The 18,046-nt window shown below is 68.1% G+C and carries 14 protein-coding genes and 1 pseudogene; 10 read left to right on the top strand and 5 right to left on the bottom strand.

Going from position 1 to position 18,046, the window contains the following annotated elements; genetic code table 11:
• Positions 1–217: 217 nt before the first annotated feature.
• From rpsF to rplI, 4 genes are all read left to right on the top strand, one after another.
• On the top strand, positions 218–508 hold the full coding sequence (rpsF, locus tag ACF062_RS23550; protein WP_016644628.1) for a 30S ribosomal protein S6: 291 nt from the start codon (positions 218–220) through the stop codon (positions 506–508).
• A 78-nt stretch (positions 509–586) separates the two neighbouring features.
• On the top strand, positions 587–1,195 hold the full coding sequence (locus ACF062_RS23555; RefSeq protein WP_392140920.1) for a single-stranded DNA-binding protein: 609 nt from the start codon (positions 587–589) through the stop codon (positions 1,193–1,195).
• 72 nt (positions 1,196–1,267) lie between these two features.
• Positions 1,268–1,504, top strand: a complete 237-nt coding sequence (gene rpsR, locus ACF062_RS23560; RefSeq protein WP_003949403.1) for a 30S ribosomal protein S18 — start codon at positions 1,268–1,270, stop codon at positions 1,502–1,504.
• A gap of 18 nt (positions 1,505–1,522) precedes the next feature.
• The gene (gene rplI, locus ACF062_RS23565) at positions 1,523–1,969 is read left to right on the top strand and encodes a 50S ribosomal protein L9 (RefSeq protein ID WP_392140922.1); all 447 of its coding nucleotides are present in this window, start codon (positions 1,523–1,525) and stop codon (positions 1,967–1,969) included.
• A gap of 155 nt (positions 1,970–2,124) precedes the next feature.
• Here rplI and ACF062_RS23570 read toward each other — a convergent pair whose 3' ends face one another.
• Positions 2,125–3,471: an MATE family efflux transporter gene (locus ACF062_RS23570; protein WP_392140924.1), complete on the bottom strand. Its 1,347-nt coding sequence runs from the start codon at positions 3,469–3,471 to the stop codon at positions 2,125–2,127.
• Positions 3,472–3,930: 459 nt separating this feature from the next.
• Between ACF062_RS23570 and dnaB the strand changes: the two genes are divergently transcribed.
• The 4 genes from dnaB (at position 3,931) to ACF062_RS23590 (ending at position 12,465) form a co-directional block, all read left to right on the top strand.
• On the top strand, positions 3,931–5,406 hold the full coding sequence (gene dnaB / locus ACF062_RS23575; protein WP_205033763.1) for a replicative DNA helicase: 1,476 nt from the start codon (positions 3,931–3,933) through the stop codon (positions 5,404–5,406).
• A gap of 230 nt (positions 5,407–5,636) precedes the next feature.
• Positions 5,637–8,678: a TnsA-like heteromeric transposase endonuclease subunit gene (locus ACF062_RS23580; RefSeq protein WP_392140925.1), complete on the top strand. Its 3,042-nt coding sequence runs from the start codon at positions 5,637–5,639 to the stop codon at positions 8,676–8,678.
• Complete coding sequence (locus ACF062_RS23585) at positions 8,675–9,817, top strand: ATP-binding protein (protein WP_392140926.1); 1,143 nt, start codon at positions 8,675–8,677, stop codon at positions 9,815–9,817. The genes ACF062_RS23580 and ACF062_RS23585 overlap by 4 nt, the downstream gene beginning before the upstream one ends.
• Positions 9,814–12,465: a TniQ family protein gene (locus ACF062_RS23590; RefSeq protein WP_392140927.1), complete on the top strand. Its 2,652-nt coding sequence runs from the start codon at positions 9,814–9,816 to the stop codon at positions 12,463–12,465. The genes ACF062_RS23585 and ACF062_RS23590 overlap by 4 nt, the downstream gene beginning before the upstream one ends.
• A 15-nt stretch (positions 12,466–12,480) precedes the next feature.
• Here ACF062_RS23590 and ACF062_RS23595 read toward each other — a convergent pair whose 3' ends face one another.
• The 4 genes and pseudogenes from ACF062_RS23595 to ACF062_RS23610 form a co-directional block, all read right to left on the bottom strand.
• Complete coding sequence (locus ACF062_RS23595) at positions 12,481–13,248, bottom strand: 2-phosphosulfolactate phosphatase (RefSeq protein ID WP_392140929.1); 768 nt, start codon at positions 13,246–13,248, stop codon at positions 12,481–12,483.
• Between the two features lie 199 nt (positions 13,249–13,447).
• Positions 13,448–14,716, bottom strand: a complete 1,269-nt coding sequence (locus ACF062_RS23600) for an MFS transporter (RefSeq protein WP_392140931.1) — start codon at positions 14,714–14,716, stop codon at positions 13,448–13,450.
• Positions 14,713–15,252, bottom strand: coding sequence for an ArsR/SmtB family transcription factor (locus ACF062_RS23605; protein ID WP_392140933.1), 540 nt, complete (start codon positions 15,250–15,252; stop codon positions 14,713–14,715). Before ACF062_RS23605 ends, ACF062_RS23600 begins: the two co-directional genes overlap by 4 nt.
• A 161-nt stretch (positions 15,253–15,413) precedes the next feature.
• Positions 15,414–16,138, bottom strand: a pseudogene (locus ACF062_RS23610) (dienelactone hydrolase family protein).
• 140 nt (positions 16,139–16,278) lie between these two features.
• Between ACF062_RS23610 and ACF062_RS23615 the strand changes: the two are divergent.
• Both ACF062_RS23615 and ACF062_RS23620 read left to right on the top strand, forming a co-directional pair.
• The gene (locus ACF062_RS23615; protein ID WP_392140934.1) at positions 16,279–17,238 is read left to right on the top strand and encodes an ATP-binding cassette domain-containing protein; all 960 of its coding nucleotides are present in this window, start codon (positions 16,279–16,281) and stop codon (positions 17,236–17,238) included.
• The gene (locus tag ACF062_RS23620; RefSeq protein ID WP_392140936.1) at positions 17,235–18,035 is read left to right on the top strand and encodes an ABC transporter permease; all 801 of its coding nucleotides are present in this window, start codon (positions 17,235–17,237) and stop codon (positions 18,033–18,035) included. Before ACF062_RS23615 ends, ACF062_RS23620 begins: the two co-directional genes overlap by 4 nt.
• Positions 18,036–18,046: the final 11 nt, after the last annotated feature.

The raw sequence follows: 18,046 nt of genomic DNA on the forward strand, positions 1-18,046 counted from the left end.
GATGTGTACAGATTCTGCCCGTCCCCCGCCGGATTTCAACCGGAAGCCTCGGTGCGGGTAGTCTGTACCGTCTGCACCCGTGTCTGCCCGGGCCACGGCAGGAGCTCCCGCTCGCGGAAGCCGATTGTCAGTGGCGGCCGATACGGTTGCGTACGCATCACGACCCTCCTGCCACGGAACGACCGTGGCCGCTGAGTCCAAAGGAGGTGGGTTCCACATGCGTCACTACGAAGTGATGGTCATCCTCGACCCCGATCTCGAGGAGCGCGCTGTCTCCCCGCTGATCGAGAACTTCCTCTCCGTCGTCCGTGAGGGCAACGGAAAGGTCGAGAAGGTCGACACCTGGGGCCGTCGTCGTCTGTCCTACGAGATCAAGAAGAAGCCCGAGGGCATCTACTCGGTCATCGACCTCCAGGCCGAGCCTGCGGTCGTCAAGGAGCTCGACCGACAGATGAACCTGAACGAGTCGGTCCTCCGGACCAAGGTCCTCCGTCCCGAGATGCACTGAGCTTTCTAGCTCAGCGGCACCCGGGAATCGAGTAGCAGCAACAAGCAGCCAGCAGCAAACCCGCCGAGAGGTTCCCCCATGGCAGGCGAGACCGTCATCACGGTCGTCGGCAATCTTGTCGACGACCCCGAGCTGCGCTTCACCCCCTCCGGTGCGGCGGTCGCGAAGTTCCGTGTCGCGTCCACCCCCCGCACCTTCGACCGTCAGACGAATGAGTGGAAGGACGGCGAAAGCCTGTTCCTGACCTGCTCGGTCTGGCGTCAGGCGGCGGAGAACGTCGCGGAGTCGCTCCAGCGAGGCATGCGCGTCATCGTGCAGGGCCGACTGAAGCAGCGGTCCTACGAGGACCGTGAGGGCGTCAAGCGCACGGTCTACGAGTTGGACGTCGAGGAAGTCGGCGCCAGCCTGAAGAACGCCACGGCCAAGGTCACCAAGACCACCGGTCGCGGTGGCCAGGGCGGCCAGGGTGGTTACGGCGGCGGTGGCGGCGGCGGCCAGCAGGGCGGCGGCTGGGGCGGTGGCTCCGGCGGCGGTCAGCAGCAGGGCGGCGGCGGTGCTCCCGCCGACGACCCCTGGGCGACCGGTGCTCCGGCCGGCGGCGGCCAGCAGCAGGGCGGCGGCGGTGGCGGCTGGGGCGGAAGCTCCGGCGGCTCCGGTGGCGGCTACTCGGACGAGCCCCCCTTCTAAGCCTCAGGGCTTCTGGCCTTCGGGCCGAGGGTGGGTCGTACCCCCACTTCTTGATCACACAGGAGATACACCATGGCGAAGCCGCCTGTGCGCAAGCCTAAGAAGAAGGTCTGCGCTTTCTGCAAGGACAAGGTCACGTACGTGGACTACAAGGACACGAACATGCTGCGGAAGTTCATTTCCGACCGCGGCAAGATCCGTGCCCGCCGCGTGACCGGCAACTGCACGCAGCACCAGCGTGACGTCGCCACGGCCGTGAAGAACAGCCGTGAGATGGCGCTGCTGCCCTACACGTCCACCGCGCGATAAGGGAAGGGTGACCGACTAATGAAGATCATCCTCACCCACGAGGTCTCCGGCCTCGGTGCCGCCGGCGAGGTCGTAGACGTCAAGGACGGCTACGCCCGCAACTACCTGATCCCGCGGAACTTCGCGATCCGCTGGACCAAGGGTGGCGAGAAGGACGTCGCGCAGATCCGTCGTGCGCGCAAGATCCACGAGATCGCGACGATCGAGCAGGCCAACGAGATCAAGGCGCAGCTCGAGGGCGTCAAGGTCCGTCTGGCCGTCCGCTCCGGCGAGGCCGGTCGCCTCTTCGGTTCCGTCACCCCGGCTGACGTCGCTTCGGCGATCGAGGCTGCCGGTGGCCCGAAGATCGACAAGCGTCGCGTCGAGCTGGGCTCGCCGATCAAGACGCTGGGCGCCCACGCGACGTCCGTGCGTCTGCACCCCGAGGTTGCCGCGAAGGTCAACGTCGAGGTCGTCTCCGCCTAAGCACTGCGCTTGGCTGGACTGAGTGAAGGGGCCGCACCCGCTGGGTGCGGCCCCTTTCTCGTGGGGTGGCCCGTTCTACTCGTGGGGGTGGCCCGTTGTATGCGCTACGTCCGTACCGCCGGTGCCGTGGTTTCACGTGAAACAGCGTGAAGCGTTCAGCGCGTGGCGCCCGTGACGATCCAGCGGCCGGAGCGGGAGCGCAGCCAGAGGGTCAGCATGCGCACCGTCATCATGAGGGTCATCGCTGCCCACAGGGTGGTCAGGCCGCCGCCTAGAGTCGGCACCAGCAGGGCGGCCGGTGTGAACGCCGCGAGCGTGAGCAGCATCGCCCAGGCGAGGTACCGCCCGTCACCGGCGCCCATCAGGACGCCGTCGAGCACGAAGACGATGCCGCAGATCGGCTGGGCGAGCGCCACGACGATGAGAGCGGGCAGTGCCGTGTCCTGGACGGCGGCGTCGCTGGTGAAGAGCGGGATGAAGAGCGGTCGGGCCAGGACGACGAGCAGGCCGAGCGTGACGCCCGAGGCGATGCCCCACTGCACCATGCGTCGGCAGACGGCGCGGGCGCCTTCCGCGTCGTTGGCGCCGAGGTAGCGGGCGATGATCGCCTGCCCGGCGATGGCGATGGCGTCCAGCGCGAAGGCCAGAAAACTCCACAGGGCGAGAATGATCTGGTGAGCGGCCACCTCGGCGTCACCGATGCGTGCCGCCACCGCGGTGGCGATCATCAGGATGGCTCGCAGGGAGAGCGTGCGGACCAGGAGCGGAACCCCCGCTTGTGCGCAGGCCCGGATCCCGGCGGCGTCGGGGCGCAGTGAGGCGCCGTGGCGTCTGGCACCGCGTACGACGACGAAGAGGTAGACCGCTGCCATGCCGCATTGGGCGATGACGGTGCCCCAGGCGGAGCCGGCGATGCCCAGGTCGGCGCCGTAGACGAGGCCGACGTTGAGGACGCCGTTGGCGACGAAGCCGCCGATGGCTACGTAGAGCGGGGTCCTGGTGTTCTGCAGGCCGCGCAGTACACCGGTGGCGGCGAGCACGACGAGCATGGCGGGGATGCCGAGTGAGGAGATCCGCAGATACGTGACCGCGTATCCGGCCGCCGCGTCCGAGGCGCCGAACATCTCCACGAGCGAGGGTGCTGCGGGCAGGACGACGGCGATGACCGCAGCGCCGAGCAGCAGTGCGAGCCAGATGCCGTCCATGCCTTGGCGGATGGCTGCCGACAGGTCGTCGGCGCCGACGCGGCGGGCGACGGCGGCGGTGGTGGCGTAGGCGAGGAAGACGAACACGCTCACCGCGGTGGTGAGGAGGCCCGAGGCGACTCCGAGGCCGGCCAGTTGCGCGGTGCCGAGGTGGCCCACGATGGCGCTGTCGGCCATCACGAAGAGGGGCTCGGCGACCAGCGCGCCGAAGGCGGGGACGGCGAGCGCGATGATCTCTCGGTCGTGCCGGCCGTACCGTTGGCGGTTGTCCTTGGGCGCGGCGGAAGCCTGTGTCATGGGCACCAATCTAATCTTCCACAGGTAAGAGATGCAAGACGCCTGAGACCCTTACCTGGACGGCCGCTGGACGCTGCTTGACGCGCCGTTTGTCGTGATCTTGGTCCGCTGGGGAAAGTTTTTCTTCTGCACAGCCGGTGGACGGGAAAGGTGCAGGTCAGGGCGGGTGTGCGGCGGCAGCTGAGGGCTTGTTCACAAGGCTGTCCACCGGGCCGTGCACAGGTTTGACGGGTTTCTCCACAGCATCGGGCCCGTCATCCACACCGCCTGTGGATAACCAGATTGGCTGACGGTGCCCGCAGGCCTACCGTGGTCCGGCGCCCGCCTCGTCGTACGACCTCGGAAACCCAGGAAAACCGACGCGTCAGAACCGGAGTTGGGCCCCCTGATTTGTCAGTGTCGTGCCGTAGGAAATGGGGCACGGCGAGGTCCGCGCGGCGGACGGGAGGAGGTGGCCCGGTGAGTATCTCCGAGCCTTTGGACGACCCCTGGGCCGACAGCGGTCCCAGTGACCGTCTGCCCGTCTCCCGCCAGCGCCGCGACGGAGGGCGAAGCCGCGACGAGCAGCACGAGCGCGGACGCGAGGGCGGCTGGGACGGCGGGGGCTCCTCCTTCGAACGCGTCCCCCCGCAGGACCTCGACGCCGAGCAGTCGGTGCTCGGCGGCATGCTGCTCTCCAAGGACGCCATCGCCGATGTCGTCGAGGTCCTCAAGGGCCACGACTTCTACCGGCCCGCGCACGAGACGATCTACGCCTCGATCCTCGACCTGTACGCCAAGGGCGAGCCGGCCGACCCGATCACGGTCGCCGCCGAGCTCACCAAGCGCGGCGAGATCACCAAGGTCGGCGGCGCCTCGTATCTTCACACGCTCGTCCAGACGGTCCCGACCGCGGCGAACGCCGAGTACTACGCGGAGATCGTCCACGAGCGCGCGGTGCTGCGCCGCCTCGTCGAGGCCGGCACCCGCATCACCCAGATGGGGTACGCGGCCGACGGCGACGTCGACGAGATCGTCAACAGCGCCCAGGCCGAGATCTACGCGGTCACCGAGCAGCGCACCACCGAGGACTACCTCCCGCTCGGCGACATCATGGAAGGCGCCCTCGACGAGATCGAGGCGATCGGCTCGCGGTCGGGCGAGATGACGGGTGTGCCGACCGGTTTCACCGACCTCGACCAGCTCACCAACGGCCTGCACCCCGGCCAGATGATCATCATCGCGGCCCGTCCCGCCATGGGTAAGTCGACGCTGGCGCTGGACTTCGCACGGGCCTGTTCGATCAAGCACAACATGCCGAGCGTGATCTTCTCCCTCGAAATGGGGCGCAACGAGATCGCGATGCGTCTGCTGTCCGCCGAGGCACGCGTGGCGTTGCACCACATGCGTTCCGGCACGATGACGGACGAGGACTGGACCCGGCTCGCCCGCCGCATGCCGGACGTCTCGGCCGCCCCCCTCTACATCGACGACTCCCCGAACCTGTCGATGATGGAGATCCGCGCCAAGTGCCGCCGCCTCAAGCAGCGCAACGACCTGAAGCTCGTCGTCATCGACTACCTCCAGCTGATGCAGTCCGGCGGCTCCAAGCGGGCCGAGAGCCGACAGCAGGAAGTCTCGGACATGTCGCGAAACCTGAAGCTGCTGGCCAAGGAGCTGGAGCTGCCGGTGATCGCGCTCTCCCAGCTGAACCGTGGCCCAGAGCAGCGTACGGACAAGAAGCCCATGGTCTCCGACCTGCGTGAATCCGGGTCGATCGAGCAGGACGCGGACATGGTGATCCTGCTGCACCGCGAGGACGCGTACGAGAAGGAGTCGCCCCGCGCGGGCGAGGCGGACATCATCGTCGGCAAGCACCGTAACGGCCCGACGGCGACGATCACGGTCGCCTTCCAGGGCCACTACTCGCGTTTCGTGGACATGGCACAGACCTGATCCAGGACGGGTGTAGCGTCCAATTTCTGACGCCATATTCCAGATCGCTGTGACCACCGTCTGACGGATTGGTCGTTGGACTTGGACACTTCATGCCCGCCGAGCCATCCCAAGCGGTGGTTTGGGGCCGCTTCCTGCATCTTGTGCCGTCTGCCGGAGAGCGTTCCCGCGTCAGACGGAGGTCTGGTCTGGCGGGCACAGCTGACCCGCCTGGATCGCGGGGGTACAGCGTGGATCGTGGGGTTGGCACCGTGCTGGTGCAGGTGCGGCGTACGGACGGGGTCCTCGATGAGGAGCTGTCCTGGCCGGCTGGGCAGGCGGAGGCGTTTCAGCCTGCGGCGCCCTGGCGGACGTTCCGCTGGTTCTACGGGCAAAAGCACTACTCGGGCACGTACTGGTCCTCGACCATGAGCGATCACGTGATCTACGAGTCCCGACTCGAGCTGACCCGGCTCCTCTATGCCGACTTCGATCACCAGGTGCGGGCCGTCTACGCCCAGCCGTTCCTGATGAAGACGAAGATCGACGGAAGGATGAGGCGGCACGTCCCCGACTTCCTGCTCCTGCGCGAGGGGAACGTGCCGCTGGTGGTGGACGTCAAGCCCAGGAAGCTCCTGCCGAGACCGAAGGTGAGGTTCTCGCTGGGATGGGCCCGGGACGTGGTGGAGTCCCGGGGCTGGGAGTTCGAGGTCTGGACGGAACCGCCCGCGGACGAGGTCGCGAATCTACGGTTTCTCGCCGGATACCGCCGCGACTGGTTGTTCTCGTCTTCGCTCTTGCGGGAGATCCGCGCGGCCGACCTGGAGGGCAAGACGCTCGGGGAGGCATTTCGCTCGTTGCCCGGCAGGCCGGTGGAGCTGGCTCGTGCCGCAGTGCTGCATCTGCTCTGGCGCCAGCATCTAGTGACGGACCTGACGACGCCACTGTCGGCGCGGCACGTGTTGCGCACCGGGCCTGCGCAGGTGAAGGGGACCGGCACCCGCAGCCTGCCCCCGGTATCGGAGCAACGATCAGACCCGGAGTCCGGCCGGGACGCGGGGCGGCGACCGGTCGTGAGGGTCTCGGGAGGGGGCAGGATGCGCGGGGCCGCTGTCCGCGTCGGGGTGGGCACGCGATTCCACTACGACGGCGAAGTCGTCGTAGTGGAGGAGATGTTCGGAGCCGCCACTGGCAACGAGGTATTGGTACGCGACGGGCGGGACCGCAGATTCCGGCTGTCGCTGAGGGAAGTCCTCGCCTCGGGCCGCGCCAGGGTGATCGCGGATGACCCGGGCCCGTCCGCGGACGATCCGGGAGAAGCCGCCTCGGTGGTTCTGGCCCAGCTGGACGACGACGAGCTGAAGGTGATCAGGGAACGGGCCGCTCATCTCAACGAACTCCTCTACGGCTACCGCTCGGGATCGAGTGAGATCGCCGCACCCGGTGAACCGCGCCCCGAGTACGCTCCTGGACTCCCCAAGATGGCCCGCTACCAGGCGAAAGCCGATGAACTGGAGGTGAGCCTGAGCACGATTCAGCGCTGGGTCAGGGCCTTTCACACCGAGCGGGAGGCCGGCCTGGTCCGCGACCGGCCGGCCGCACCGGAGTCGGGTGGGCTGGGGCGAGCGGATCCGCGCTGGGTGGAGATGGCCCTGGAGGTCATGGCCGAGTACGAGGAGGAGTCCACTCCAGGCAAAGCCCAGGTCATCCGGTCGATCGGTCCGAGGCTGATCGCCCGCTACGGCGAGGGGGAGGTGAAACTGCCGAAGCGGTCCACGGCCTACTCCTGGCTCACGGAGTTGGAGAACCGTCTGCCGACCTTCCGGCTGAGTGCCAAGCGGAACCGGGACATCGCGGCCCGTCCGGGCAGGGCCTACGGAAAGCTGCGGCCCACCCGTCCGGGCGAGTACATGTTGCTGGACACCACGCGGCTGGATGTGTTCGCCCTGGACCCGCTCACGATGCGATGGGTGCAGGCTGAACTGACCGTCGCGATGGACTGGTACTCGCGTTGCATCACCGGTCTGCGGCTGACGCCGGTGTCCACCAAGTCCGTGGACGTCAGCGGAACCCTCTTCCAGGCATATCGCCCGCGCCCGGCGGGCAAGGACTGGCCGGCTCACGCGGTCTGGCCCGATCACGGGATTCCGCACGGGATCGTCCTGGACCGCGATGCCATGGAGGGACCGATGGTGGACGCGGCGACGCCCGAGGGCGTCGCCGGGCCGGCGATGGTGCCGGAGACAATCGTGGTCGATCACGGCAAGCCCTACGTCTCCGAGCACATCACCAGCGTCTGTCAGCGAATGGGCATCTCCATCCAGCCGGCCCGGCTGCGGACGGGCCGGGACAAGGGGCCGATCGAGAGATTCTTCCGGACGCTGCGGGACGGACTGCTTCAGTCCTTGCCGGGCTACAAGGGACCGGACCTCTATGCCCGCGGTCTGAACCCGGAGGGAGAGGCGTTCTTCTTCCTCGACGAACTGGAAGCGATCATCCGGGAATGGGTCGCGGTGGTTTATCACCACCGGCCCCATCGCGGCCTGGTCGACCCGAGGATGCCGGGGCTGGATCTGTCACCAGCGGCGATGTTCGACCACGGGATCGCCCGCGCCGGCTACATCGAGGTCCCCCGCGATGCGGAGTTGGCTTTCGAGTTCCTGAAGACCGAGTGGAAACCGGTCCACCACTACGGAATTGAGATCCGTGGATGCCGCTACAACGGCGACGGCCTCAATGACGTCAGGAACGTGACCAGCCCCTACACCGGGCCGAAGGCGAAGGGCGGCTGGCCGGTCCAGGCCGATCCCGACGACATTCGCTACGTCTACTTCCGTCACCCGAGGACCCGTCGCTGGCACACCTTGGAGTGGGAACACGCTCCGGCCCTGAAGTTCCCGGTCAGCGAGGAGGCCCTCGAGCTCGGCCGGAAGATGGCCGCGGCGAAGTACAGCTACCCCGACGACGAGGTCGCGGTGGCCGAGCTGCTGGAGCGCTGGAACCTGGGCTTGGGCCTCACCCGGACCGAGCGGCGCATGGCACTGCGGCTGGTCCGGGAACAGAGAACGATCGAGGTCCCGGACACCGATGACGATGACGTCACCACCCTGCCCTCCGTCGCACGGGTCCTGGCTCTGCCCGACAGCAGAGCGCCAGAGGCCGAGGACAGGGGCCCGGAGGCGGTTGATCCGGAGGAGCCCGAGGACGTGCTCGCCGGTGACGACGACGAGGAGGACGAACTGGAACCCCAGGACGCCGACGACTTCTACGCCGACGCCTTGGAGGACGCGTGACCCACACCCCCGCCGACAGGCCGGAAGACCTCTATCCCAAGCTGGACAACCTCACGCTCTCCCGCAAGGAGGGGTTCCGGCGAGTGGCCGAGGCGCCGCCCCGCCAGCAGCCGGACTTGCTGACACGGGCGCAGTTGCGGGCCCTGAGCCCTGCGGCCAGAAAGTCGTACGACAAGCTGCGGCGGATCTGGCACGCGAACCTCGGCCCCATCAAGACGCCTCAACTCAAGGCGCTGCAGGAAGACTTGTGGGACATCGTCGACAGCAATCTGCAGGACGGTGACAAGCCGAAGGGCGCGATCGCCGTCGATGCCTTCCCTGGGCTCGGCAAGACCACTGCGGTGCTGAACTTCGCGAAGAAGTTCTACCTGCGTGAGATCGAGGAAGAGGGGGCGTTCACCGAGGCCGGGCACGAACGGTGGCCTGTCGCCCGGGTCGGGCTGACCAGCAACATCGGCATGAAGGACTTCAACCGCGCCCTGCTGGAGTTCTACGCACATCCCGGCCGCACCACCGGCACGGCCACCCAGTTCGTCCAGCGGGCCCTGGACTGCGTTTTGCAGTGCGAGACGAAGCTCCTGGTCATTGATGACCTGCACTTCCTGAAGTGGAAGTTCAAGAACGGCAAAGAGGTCAGCAACCACTTCAAGCACATCGCTAACGAGTTCCCCGTCACCCTGGTCTTCGTCGGCGTCGAGCTCGAGCGACGCGGCCTCTACTCCGAGGCCGACGACAGCGGGGACGTCACCCTCGCGCAGACCGCACGCCGCACCACCCCGCTCGGCATGGACCCCTTCACCGTCAACAACGACCAGCGCCGCCACGACTTCCGCAGCTTCCTCCTGGCGGCTGAGAAGCGGCTCGTGCTCAGCGAGAAGCACCCGGGCATGCTGGCCGACGATCTCGCCGACTACCTCTACATCCGTACTGCCGGACACATCGGCTCGCTGATGACGCTCATCAACCGGGGCTGTCACCGGGCGGTCCGCAGCGGCACCGAACGTCTCGACGAAGACCTGTTGGACGGGGTGAAGCTGGACGCGGCCTCAGAAAAGGTACGCAAGGTCCTGGAAGCCAAGTTCAAGAGCCGGCGGATGACCGCCCGCCCGCGTCCCACACGGAAGCGGAACGCCGCGTGACCACGCTCAGGACCCTGCCGATCCGCATTCCGCCGCTTCCTGGCGAGGCCCTTGACTCCTGGCTGGAGACACAGGCTCACCTTCTTCACACTCCGTTCAGGGATCTGATCCAAGCGCTCGGTCTCGGCACGGAGCAGGACGACCAGCGGTGGCATCCGCGTGACTTGACTATCCGAATCCACCCTCAGCAAGCAGCCGCCGTCGCGACTGTCACCCGCACAGATCCCGACACCATCCTGGCCATGGTGCTGGCCCACTATGACCAGCGGGCGGTGCTGTTCGACCCCGCCACCGGACGAGTGGAGCGACGGCGCCTCTGGGGCCGAGGAAGCGGCTCCCGCTACTGCCCGGAATGCCTCGCTAACAACGGAGGCCGCTGGATGCTGACTTGGCGACTGGGCTGGTCCTACGTCTGCCTCACCCACCGTCGGCTCCTCGCCGACCTCTGCCCCTCCTGCGGACGCCTCCAACGACGCACACCCCACCCGAAGTACGGCATCCCAGCCCCAGGCCGGTGCACCAGCCCCCGTGACGATGCGGTCGCCGGCAGCAAGCCCCGCTGCGGGCACGACCTGATCACTGCCCACCCTCTGCCCCTGCCCGACGGACACCCCGCGGTGACCGGACAGCGAGTCATACTGGAGGCGATCGAGAACGGCGTTGCCGAATTCGGTGCTTACCGCAGTGCCCCGCAGCCGATCGAGGCGGCGCTCGCGGACGTCCGAGTCCTGGCCCACAGGGCGCTGTTCCACGCACTGCCGGCACCGCTCGCCGCCGAGATGCCCACCGATCTCACCAGAGCATGGCGGCACGCGGATGAAGAAGAGTCCAGGCGCCGTGGTCGCAACAACACCCCCACCCGCCCCGGATTCATGGCACCCACCAGGGCGGAAACCACAGCTCTCGCTGTCACTGCGGCCCTGCACATCCTGCGACAGCCCGACACTCGGCGGGCCGCAGCAGAGCTGGAGAAGCTGCTGAATGGAAGCGAGATCACGCCCACCGCTGCCCTGCACTGGGGCAAAGGAATCAGCCCAGTCCTCCGCGCCATCCAACTCAAGGCACTCGCGCCGAGGATGCTGCCGGTCCGTGAACTGCGTTACCGGGCGGCCTCAGACTTCCCCAGGGACCCAGACCCCACCGAATCGATCAGCAGACGCCGGGCCTGCTCGATCCCCTCAACTCTCTGGCCGTCCTGGGCCCTGCGACTGTCTCCTCCGCAAACCCGATACCCACGCATGACATGGCCCGCGCTGTCCTGCCTGCTCATGATCATCGGCAGCCGAATGGAAATCGGAACAGCCGCAGGACACCTTGGCAGCTCTCTCGAAGAGAGCGACTTCATTGCCCGCCTCCCAACCATCCTGAGAGACGAACCCGGGTGGCAGGCCATCCAGAGCGCACTGTTGCGGCTCGCCGACCACCTCGATACTCGTCCCGCCCCGATCGACTACGACCGGCGTCGCGCACTCGATTACACCGAGCTTCTACCGGAGGCCGAATGGCGCAGAATCTGCCGCGAGACTCATACCCGTCCGGGCGGGGAGTGGCGAAGGCGGATCGTCCGCGGTCTGCTCTTCGAACGCATCAGCAGCCTCTCCGCCGATCACGCGCCCGCTGCCTTCGCCTGCTCAGATTCGGGGTTCCGGACCGCGATGGCCGACTTCGTCGTCAGAACCACTCCACACCTGGCCATGGCCCTCGACGAGGTCGCACACTGCTTCCTGCGCGACCGCGGAGTCACGAACGAACCGCTGACCTGGGAGCCGCCACTGGACCTGATCGATGGTCTTCCCCTGCCGGGACCCGACGTGAGGACCGTGGACATCGGCAGGGTCCACGCACTGGCCCGGCAGCGCGACAGCCCACCAGTCGGAACCATCGCCCACGAACTCTGCACCACCATCGAGGTCATCCGCTACGTCCTCAAGCACCACCCGGCTCCAGAGCGAGAACACACAAGACACGAGCTCAGGGCAACCGGCGGAGTGCGCTATCGACTTCGCCAAGCCCTTCCAGCACCCGAGTTCGAAGCCCTCTACGACACGATCCCGCTCGAGGAGATCGCGAGACGCCACGGCGTCAGCCAAGGCGTCGTCAACGCCCTCCGCGAGGAATACGGCATCCCGGTCAAGAGCGCTTCCTGGTGGCGGAATCTCCCGGATCGGGTCTCCCGCGAGTGGTTGACCGAGCAGTACGTCGACCGCCGTCGAACGATCAAAGACATCGCCGTCGAAACCGGCGCGAGCAAGACCACCATCACCCGGTGGGCGAGAGAGTACGGCATCCCTCTTCGCAGCCGCGGAGGAGTGAGCCACGACAGGGCGCTCAAGAGCATCCTGGACGATCAAGCCGTCCCACCCATCCTCAGGCCGGCCACCGGCACTCCAGGCGCCGGCCTTCGGCTCGCCCGCTTTGCCGCCGCCACCCGCTACCCCTCGATCAGATCAGCAGCACACGGCGTCGGCCTGCACTCGCACAACCTCGTCGAACAGATCAACCGGCTTGAACGCGACCTCGGGGCACAGCTCCTCCACCGAGCGCAGAGGAACCACGCCATGAGGCTGACCGAGTTCGGCGAACAGGTCCTTGAAGCAATTGAGGCTCTCGCCGACGTCCTGCCTGAACTGCAGAGCGCGGAAGGCTAGATGACGATTCCCCGCCTAGTCAGTGCCAACGAACGCTCCGTCGACGAGGATGGGGACGACATCGCAAGCGTCTTGCTCTGTCGCGATGGCGACATCGTCTGCATAACCGCTGTTGATGAGCTCTTGGCCCGATGCACAGGCCGCGACAGTGGCGCCCACGTCTGACACGCCGTCGAAAGCCGCGGCCGCGATTGCCGCCTCCGGCGAGAGGTTGCTCCGACCGAATTGGCGCAGTGCGGCGATCACGGATCCGGCGCCGACGAGGTCTTCGAGCGCGGGCCTGAGACTGCCGTCGGGCCAGCGCTCACCCGAGGCAATCACCAGTACTGGTTGCTCGGGTGTTCCATAGCCTCGATCTGCCAGCCATTGGCCGACAGCAGATGCGTTCCTCAGTGCCCCAGCAACCACCGTCGCCTCCCCGGCCGCAACGGCGATGGTCGATCCATTAGGCGAAGGGAGCACCAGCCGCGGAGCGAATGGAGCACGTCGCAGCGCAGCTGGCGACAACGACCACGGTGACGTCTCGCTGGCCATGCTCCGCCCCACGGCCAGTTGGGCCCCCACCTCGGCAGCGAAAGTTTCAGCGGTCTCGTCACGCCAGCGATATGGGAAAACCTGAGTCCCCGCCTCGACCGCAACCGTCACCGACGTCGTGAACGACAACACGTCGACAACGACAAGACAGGCGGTGTCCTGCGCGAGAAGCTCCGCGCCGACTGGTCCCCACTCGAACCGCACGCCATGGTTTGCCTGCACGAACCAATCACCCATGAGCGGGATCATGCCAGAGCTTCCTGATTGGGCTCCCTGAGCGGAGACTGCCCCCTCGACGCCGGGGAACCCCGATGCGGCCACTGATTGGTCAAGCTACTCGGACGTTCGGCCGGTGACATCAACTTGGACGAGAGCTGGAACTCCAGCTCACAGGGCTGAGGTTAGTCAGAAGAGTCGGCTCCCTACAACGGGTATCGGCCGGTTCGGTTCATCGGATCTCGGGTTCCGGGTGACGTGGGCCGCCGGGCGAGGCAGCGCCACGCAGCGCCGCTTCGACTCGGCGGTTGCTGGTCATGGTCGCCGTGACGGCGGTCATGGTGAGGAGGAGGCCTGCGGCGGCGTAGAGCGGGGTGCGTACGTCGTAGGCGGTGGCCAGCCAGCCGCCGAGGAAGGCGCCGAACGGGGCGGCGCACATGGCGAGCATGCGGGAGGTGGAGGCGACCCGGCCCATGAGGTGGGCGGGGACGATGGTCTGCCGGAGGGAGGGCCCGAGCACCATCGTGGCGCCCATACCCGCTCCGCAGACGGCGAGCGCGAATCCGGCGACGTATGGGTTCGGGGCAGCGGCAAGGCCCAGGATGGCGAGTCCCTCGACTGCGGCCGTGCAGGTCAGCGCGGTGCCGGTGCCGAGTCGTCGGCCGAGGAAGGAGGCGATGCCCGCGCCGAGCAGACCGCCGGTGGCCTCCGCCGTGAGGAGCAGGCCGAAGCCGAAGGTGCCGATGCCGAGACGATCGTGCGCGAAGAGGGCGAGGACGGTCTCCACGGCGAGGAAGGCGACGTTCCCGACCGCCGGACGCAGTGCGAGCCCGAGCAGCAACCGATCCCGCAAGACGTACGAGGCCCCGGCCCGCGCCTGCCGCAGCAGCGACTCGCGGGCCTGCGGTACGGGCCGCGGCGCGGCGGGCAGCGACCGTACGAGAGCGGCGGAGAGCGCGAACGACACCGCGTCGGCGAGCAGCGGAACCGCCCGCCCGAGTGCGAGGAGCGCACTGCCCGCGGGCGGCCCCGCGAAGCCGGACGCGGCGGTCTGCGTGCCGCGCAGGCGGGAGTTGGCGCGCTGAAGGAGTGCGGGGTCGCGGCCGAGCAGATCCGGCAGATAGGCCGTGGCGGCCGTGTCGAAGAAGAGTCCGCCGAGGCCGAGAAGGAAGGCGACGGCCGCGAGCAGGGGAACGCTCAGCACGTCGAGCACGGCCGCTGCCGCCGGTATCGCGAGCAGCACCGCACGTGCCGCGTCCGTGACCCACATCGTGCGCCGGCGGTCCCAGCGGTCCACCAGCGCACCGCCGAGCACCCCGAAGAGCAGCCACGGCAGCGTGCCGGCGGCCGTGATGACGGCCAGTGCCATCGGGTCCCGCGTCAACGTCAACGCGAGCAGCGGCAGCGCGGCGTGCGTCACCCCGTCACCGAACGAGGACACCGTCTGCGCGGTCCACAGCCGTCCGAAGCCGGCCGGCAACTTCTCGACAGGCGGCGTCACTCGGAGTCCGCCTCGGCCTGCTCGCGCGGCGTCGGTCTGAACAACGCGAAGGCGAGCGAGGCGTCCGGCAGCGACGGGTCGGACCGCTCCCGGTACTCGTCCGCCAGCGCCTCCAACCGCGCCCCCAGCTCCGCGAACTGCTCATCGGTGAGCCGCAGATGCGCCATCCGTACGTGCCGCTCGCCATCCGCCGGCGCCGCCTCCAGGTCGGCGACCGCGTGCCGCATCAGCACGTCCGGGTGCCCCGCCCCCGGGTCCGGCAGGGTGATCGACCGTGCGGCCATGGCGTAGTACCGCTCGGTGACCCCCCGGACCTTCCGCGTACGTACCACCTTCACCAGGCCGGCCCGTTCGAGCAGCCGCACGTGGTAGCTGGAACTCCCCTTCGCGAGGCCGACCCGCTCGGCGATCTGTGTGATCGTCGCCGGCTCGAAGCGGAGCACGGCCATGATCCGGTGACGCGTGAGATTGGAGACGGCGCGCAGCTGGTCGTCAGTGGTGACGTGAAACGTCTCGGGCAGGTCGTCGGTAGTCATGCGGCCAATGGTCAACGTTCCTTGACCATTGAGCAAGGGGATTATTCCGTGCGCGCAGCCCATGTTCCGAAGTCGTACGTACGTGCCGTCAGGCGGGGGTCACAGGTCGGCCTCGCCACCCCTTGGGGTTCGCGGGCACCCGGTCTCGTCCGCCGGCGGCCTCACTCCGTCACGGGAAGGCACTCGGCGAGGAGGCCGACGATGTCGCTCCAGGCTCGCTGCGCGTGACGTGCGTGGTAGCCGACGCCGGGGAGCACGGTCTGGTCGACCGGCGGGTGGTGGAAGGCGTGCAGGGCGCCGCCGTAGACCACCAGGCGCCAGTCGACGCCGGCGTCCTGCATCTCGGCGGCGAAGGCTTCTCGCTGCTCGGGCGACATGATCGGGTCCTTTGACCCGACCCCGGCCCATACCGGGCAGCGGATGCGCGCCGCCTCGCCCGGCCGGCCCGTGATCGTGGCGTTGACCGTCCCGATCGCGCGCAGGTCGACGCCGTCGCGCCCGAGTTCGAGCGCGATGGCGCCCCCGGTGCCGTAGCCGATGGCGGCGATCCGGTCGGGGTCGGTCCGTGGTTCGGCGGGCAGTACGTCGAGTGCCGCGTGGCCGATGTCCCGCATCCGGTCGGGCGAGGCGAGCAGGGGCGTCGTGTGCGCAAGCATCTCCTGCGGGTCGGTGAACCAGCGTCCGCCGTTGATGTCGAAGGCCAGCGCCACGTAGCCCAGTTCGGCGAGGGCGTCGGCCCGGCGGCGCTGGAAATCGTTCAGGCCAGGTCCCTCGGGCCGATCAGGACCGCGGGCCGGCGGCCGGCGCCGGCGGGGAGCGCGAGGTGTCCGATCATCGTGAGGCCGTCGGCGGGATACGTGACTGTTCGCGTGGTGACCGTCGTCATGAGGCCCGACGGTAGTGATCGTCAGGCGGCCGCGGGCCGGCCTTAGCCGTGGGCAGAACGGCGTGGACGCGGGCCCGGACCCGCGGCTCCCGGCGTGACGGTTGACCCTTCCCCAGAGGCAACCTTTCAGCATGGTCGGCATGACTACGAGAACCAGTGCGATCGAGGTCGTCGGGCTGCGCAAGGCGTTCGGCGGCCGTGAAGTGGTCGCCGGTGTCGACCTGACCGTCCCCGCGGGCACCGTCTATGCCCTGCTCGGGCCGAACGGCGTCGGCAAGACCACGACCGTCCGGATCCTGTCCACGCTCCTGCCCGCGGATGCCGGGGAGGTGCGCGTCGCCGGGTACGACGTGCGCCGGGAAGCCGATCAGGTGCGTGCGTCGATCGGGGTGACCGGGCAGTTCTCCGCCGTCGACGAGTTGTTGACCGGGCGGGAGAATCTGCGGTTGATGGCCGACCTCGGTCACCTCGGCCGCCGTGGCGCGCGGGACATGGTCGGCCAGTTGCTTGAGCGGTTCGGGCTGGTCGAGGCCGCCGACCGGCGTGCGGCGACGTACTCGGGTGGCATGAAACGGCGACTCGATCTGGCGATGACCCTGGTGCCCGGGCCCCGGCTGATCTTCCTCGACGAACCGACCACCGGACTCGATCCGCGCAGCCGCCGCGATCTGTGGGAGATCGTGCGGGAGTTGGTGGCTGACGGCGTCACCGTCTTCCTCACCACCCAGTATCTGGAGGAGGCCGACCAACTGGCCGACCGGATGGGTGTGCTCGACGGCGGCCGGCTGGTCGCCGAGGGCACCGCCGCCGAGCTGAAGCGGCTGGTCCCCGGTGGCCATATCGAGCTTCAGGCCGCCGACAGTGAGGCGGTGGCCGAGCTGGCGCGACGGTTGCCACGGGCGAGTCCGAACCCCGGGGCGCTCACCGTGACCCTGCCGCACGACGGCAGTCTCACCGCGCTGCGGCGGCTGCTCGACGGGATCGACGACCGCGTGGTCACCGGGCTCGCCGTGCACACCCCGGACCTGGACGACGTGTTCATGGCCCTCACCGGCCGCCCCACCACGGACGAACGGGTTTCCGAGGAGGTTCCGGTATGAGCGGGGCCGTCGGTACGTATGCCGTTCGGGACTCGATGACCATGCTTCGGCGCAATCTCAGGCACATGGTCCGGTACCCGTCGATGACACTGGTCCTGATCGGCCAGCCGCTGGTGTTCCTGCTGCTGTTCGTCCACGTCTTCGGCGGCACCATGGGCGCCGGACTGCCGGGGGCACCGACGGGGGGCCGCGGCGACTACCTGACATTCATCACTCCAGGGATCCTGATGATGGCGGTGGCGAGCGTCTCCATCTCCACCGCGGTGTCGGTCTCCACCGACATGACCAACGGTGTCATCGACCGGTTCCGGACGATGGCCATAGCCAAGGTCTCGGTGCTCACCGGGCACGTGCTCGGCGCGATGATCCAGACCGCGCTCGCGCTGGCTCTGGTCTTCGCCGTGGCGTTCCCGCTCGGGCTGCGGAGTGCCGCCTCGGTGACGCAGTGGTGCGGACTGGCCGGACTGCTCGGCCTCGTCTCCTTCGCGATGACCTGGTTCACGGTGGCGCTGGGCCTGGCCTCTCCTAATCCGGAGACCGCGAGCAACTGGCCGATGATTTTCGTGTTGTTGCCGTTCGTCGGCAGCGGGTTCGTGCCGGTCGATTCGATGCCGACCGGGCTGCGGTGGTTCGCGGAGCGTCAGCCATTCACGCCGATCATGGACGGCTTCCGAGGGCTCCTTGCCGGAACACCGGACGGTTCCGACATGTTCTGGGCCATCGGTTGGTGCGTGTTGATCGGCTCGGGCGGATACCTCTGGGCGCGGCGCCTCTACCGGACCCGCGCCGGGCGCTAGGAGACTTGCCT

The organism is Streptomyces sp. NPDC015345 (assembly GCF_043078805.1).
Taxonomy (GTDB): Bacteria; Actinomycetota; Actinomycetes; order Streptomycetales; family Streptomycetaceae; genus Streptomyces.

What these genes read in the sequence shown, in the direction of transcription:
- rpsF (WP_016644628.1), top strand. Translation starts at nt 218, where the DNA reads ATGCGTCACTACGAAGTGATGGTCATCCTCGACCCCGATCTCGAGGAG.
- ACF062_RS23555 (WP_392140920.1), top strand. Translation starts at nt 587, where the DNA reads ATGGCAGGCGAGACCGTCATCACGGTCGTCGGCAATCTTGTCGACGAC.
- rpsR (WP_003949403.1), top strand. Translation starts at nt 1,268, where the DNA reads ATGGCGAAGCCGCCTGTGCGCAAGCCTAAGAAGAAGGTCTGCGCTTTC.
- rplI (WP_392140922.1), top strand. Translation starts at nt 1,523, where the DNA reads ATGAAGATCATCCTCACCCACGAGGTCTCCGGCCTCGGTGCCGCCGGC.
- ACF062_RS23570 (WP_392140924.1), bottom strand. Translation starts at nt 3,471, where the DNA reads ATGACACAGGCTTCCGCCGCGCCCAAGGACAACCGCCAACGGTACGGC.
- ACF062_RS23595 (WP_392140929.1), bottom strand. Translation starts at nt 13,248, where the DNA reads ATGATCCCGCTCATGGGTGATTGGTTCGTGCAGGCAAACCATGGCGTG.
- ACF062_RS23605 (WP_392140933.1), bottom strand. Translation starts at nt 15,252, where the DNA reads ATGACTACCGACGACCTGCCCGAGACGTTTCACGTCACCACTGACGAC.
- ACF062_RS23615 (WP_392140934.1), top strand. Translation starts at nt 16,279, where the DNA reads ATGACTACGAGAACCAGTGCGATCGAGGTCGTCGGGCTGCGCAAGGCG.
- ACF062_RS23620 (WP_392140936.1), top strand. Translation starts at nt 17,235, where the DNA reads ATGAGCGGGGCCGTCGGTACGTATGCCGTTCGGGACTCGATGACCATG.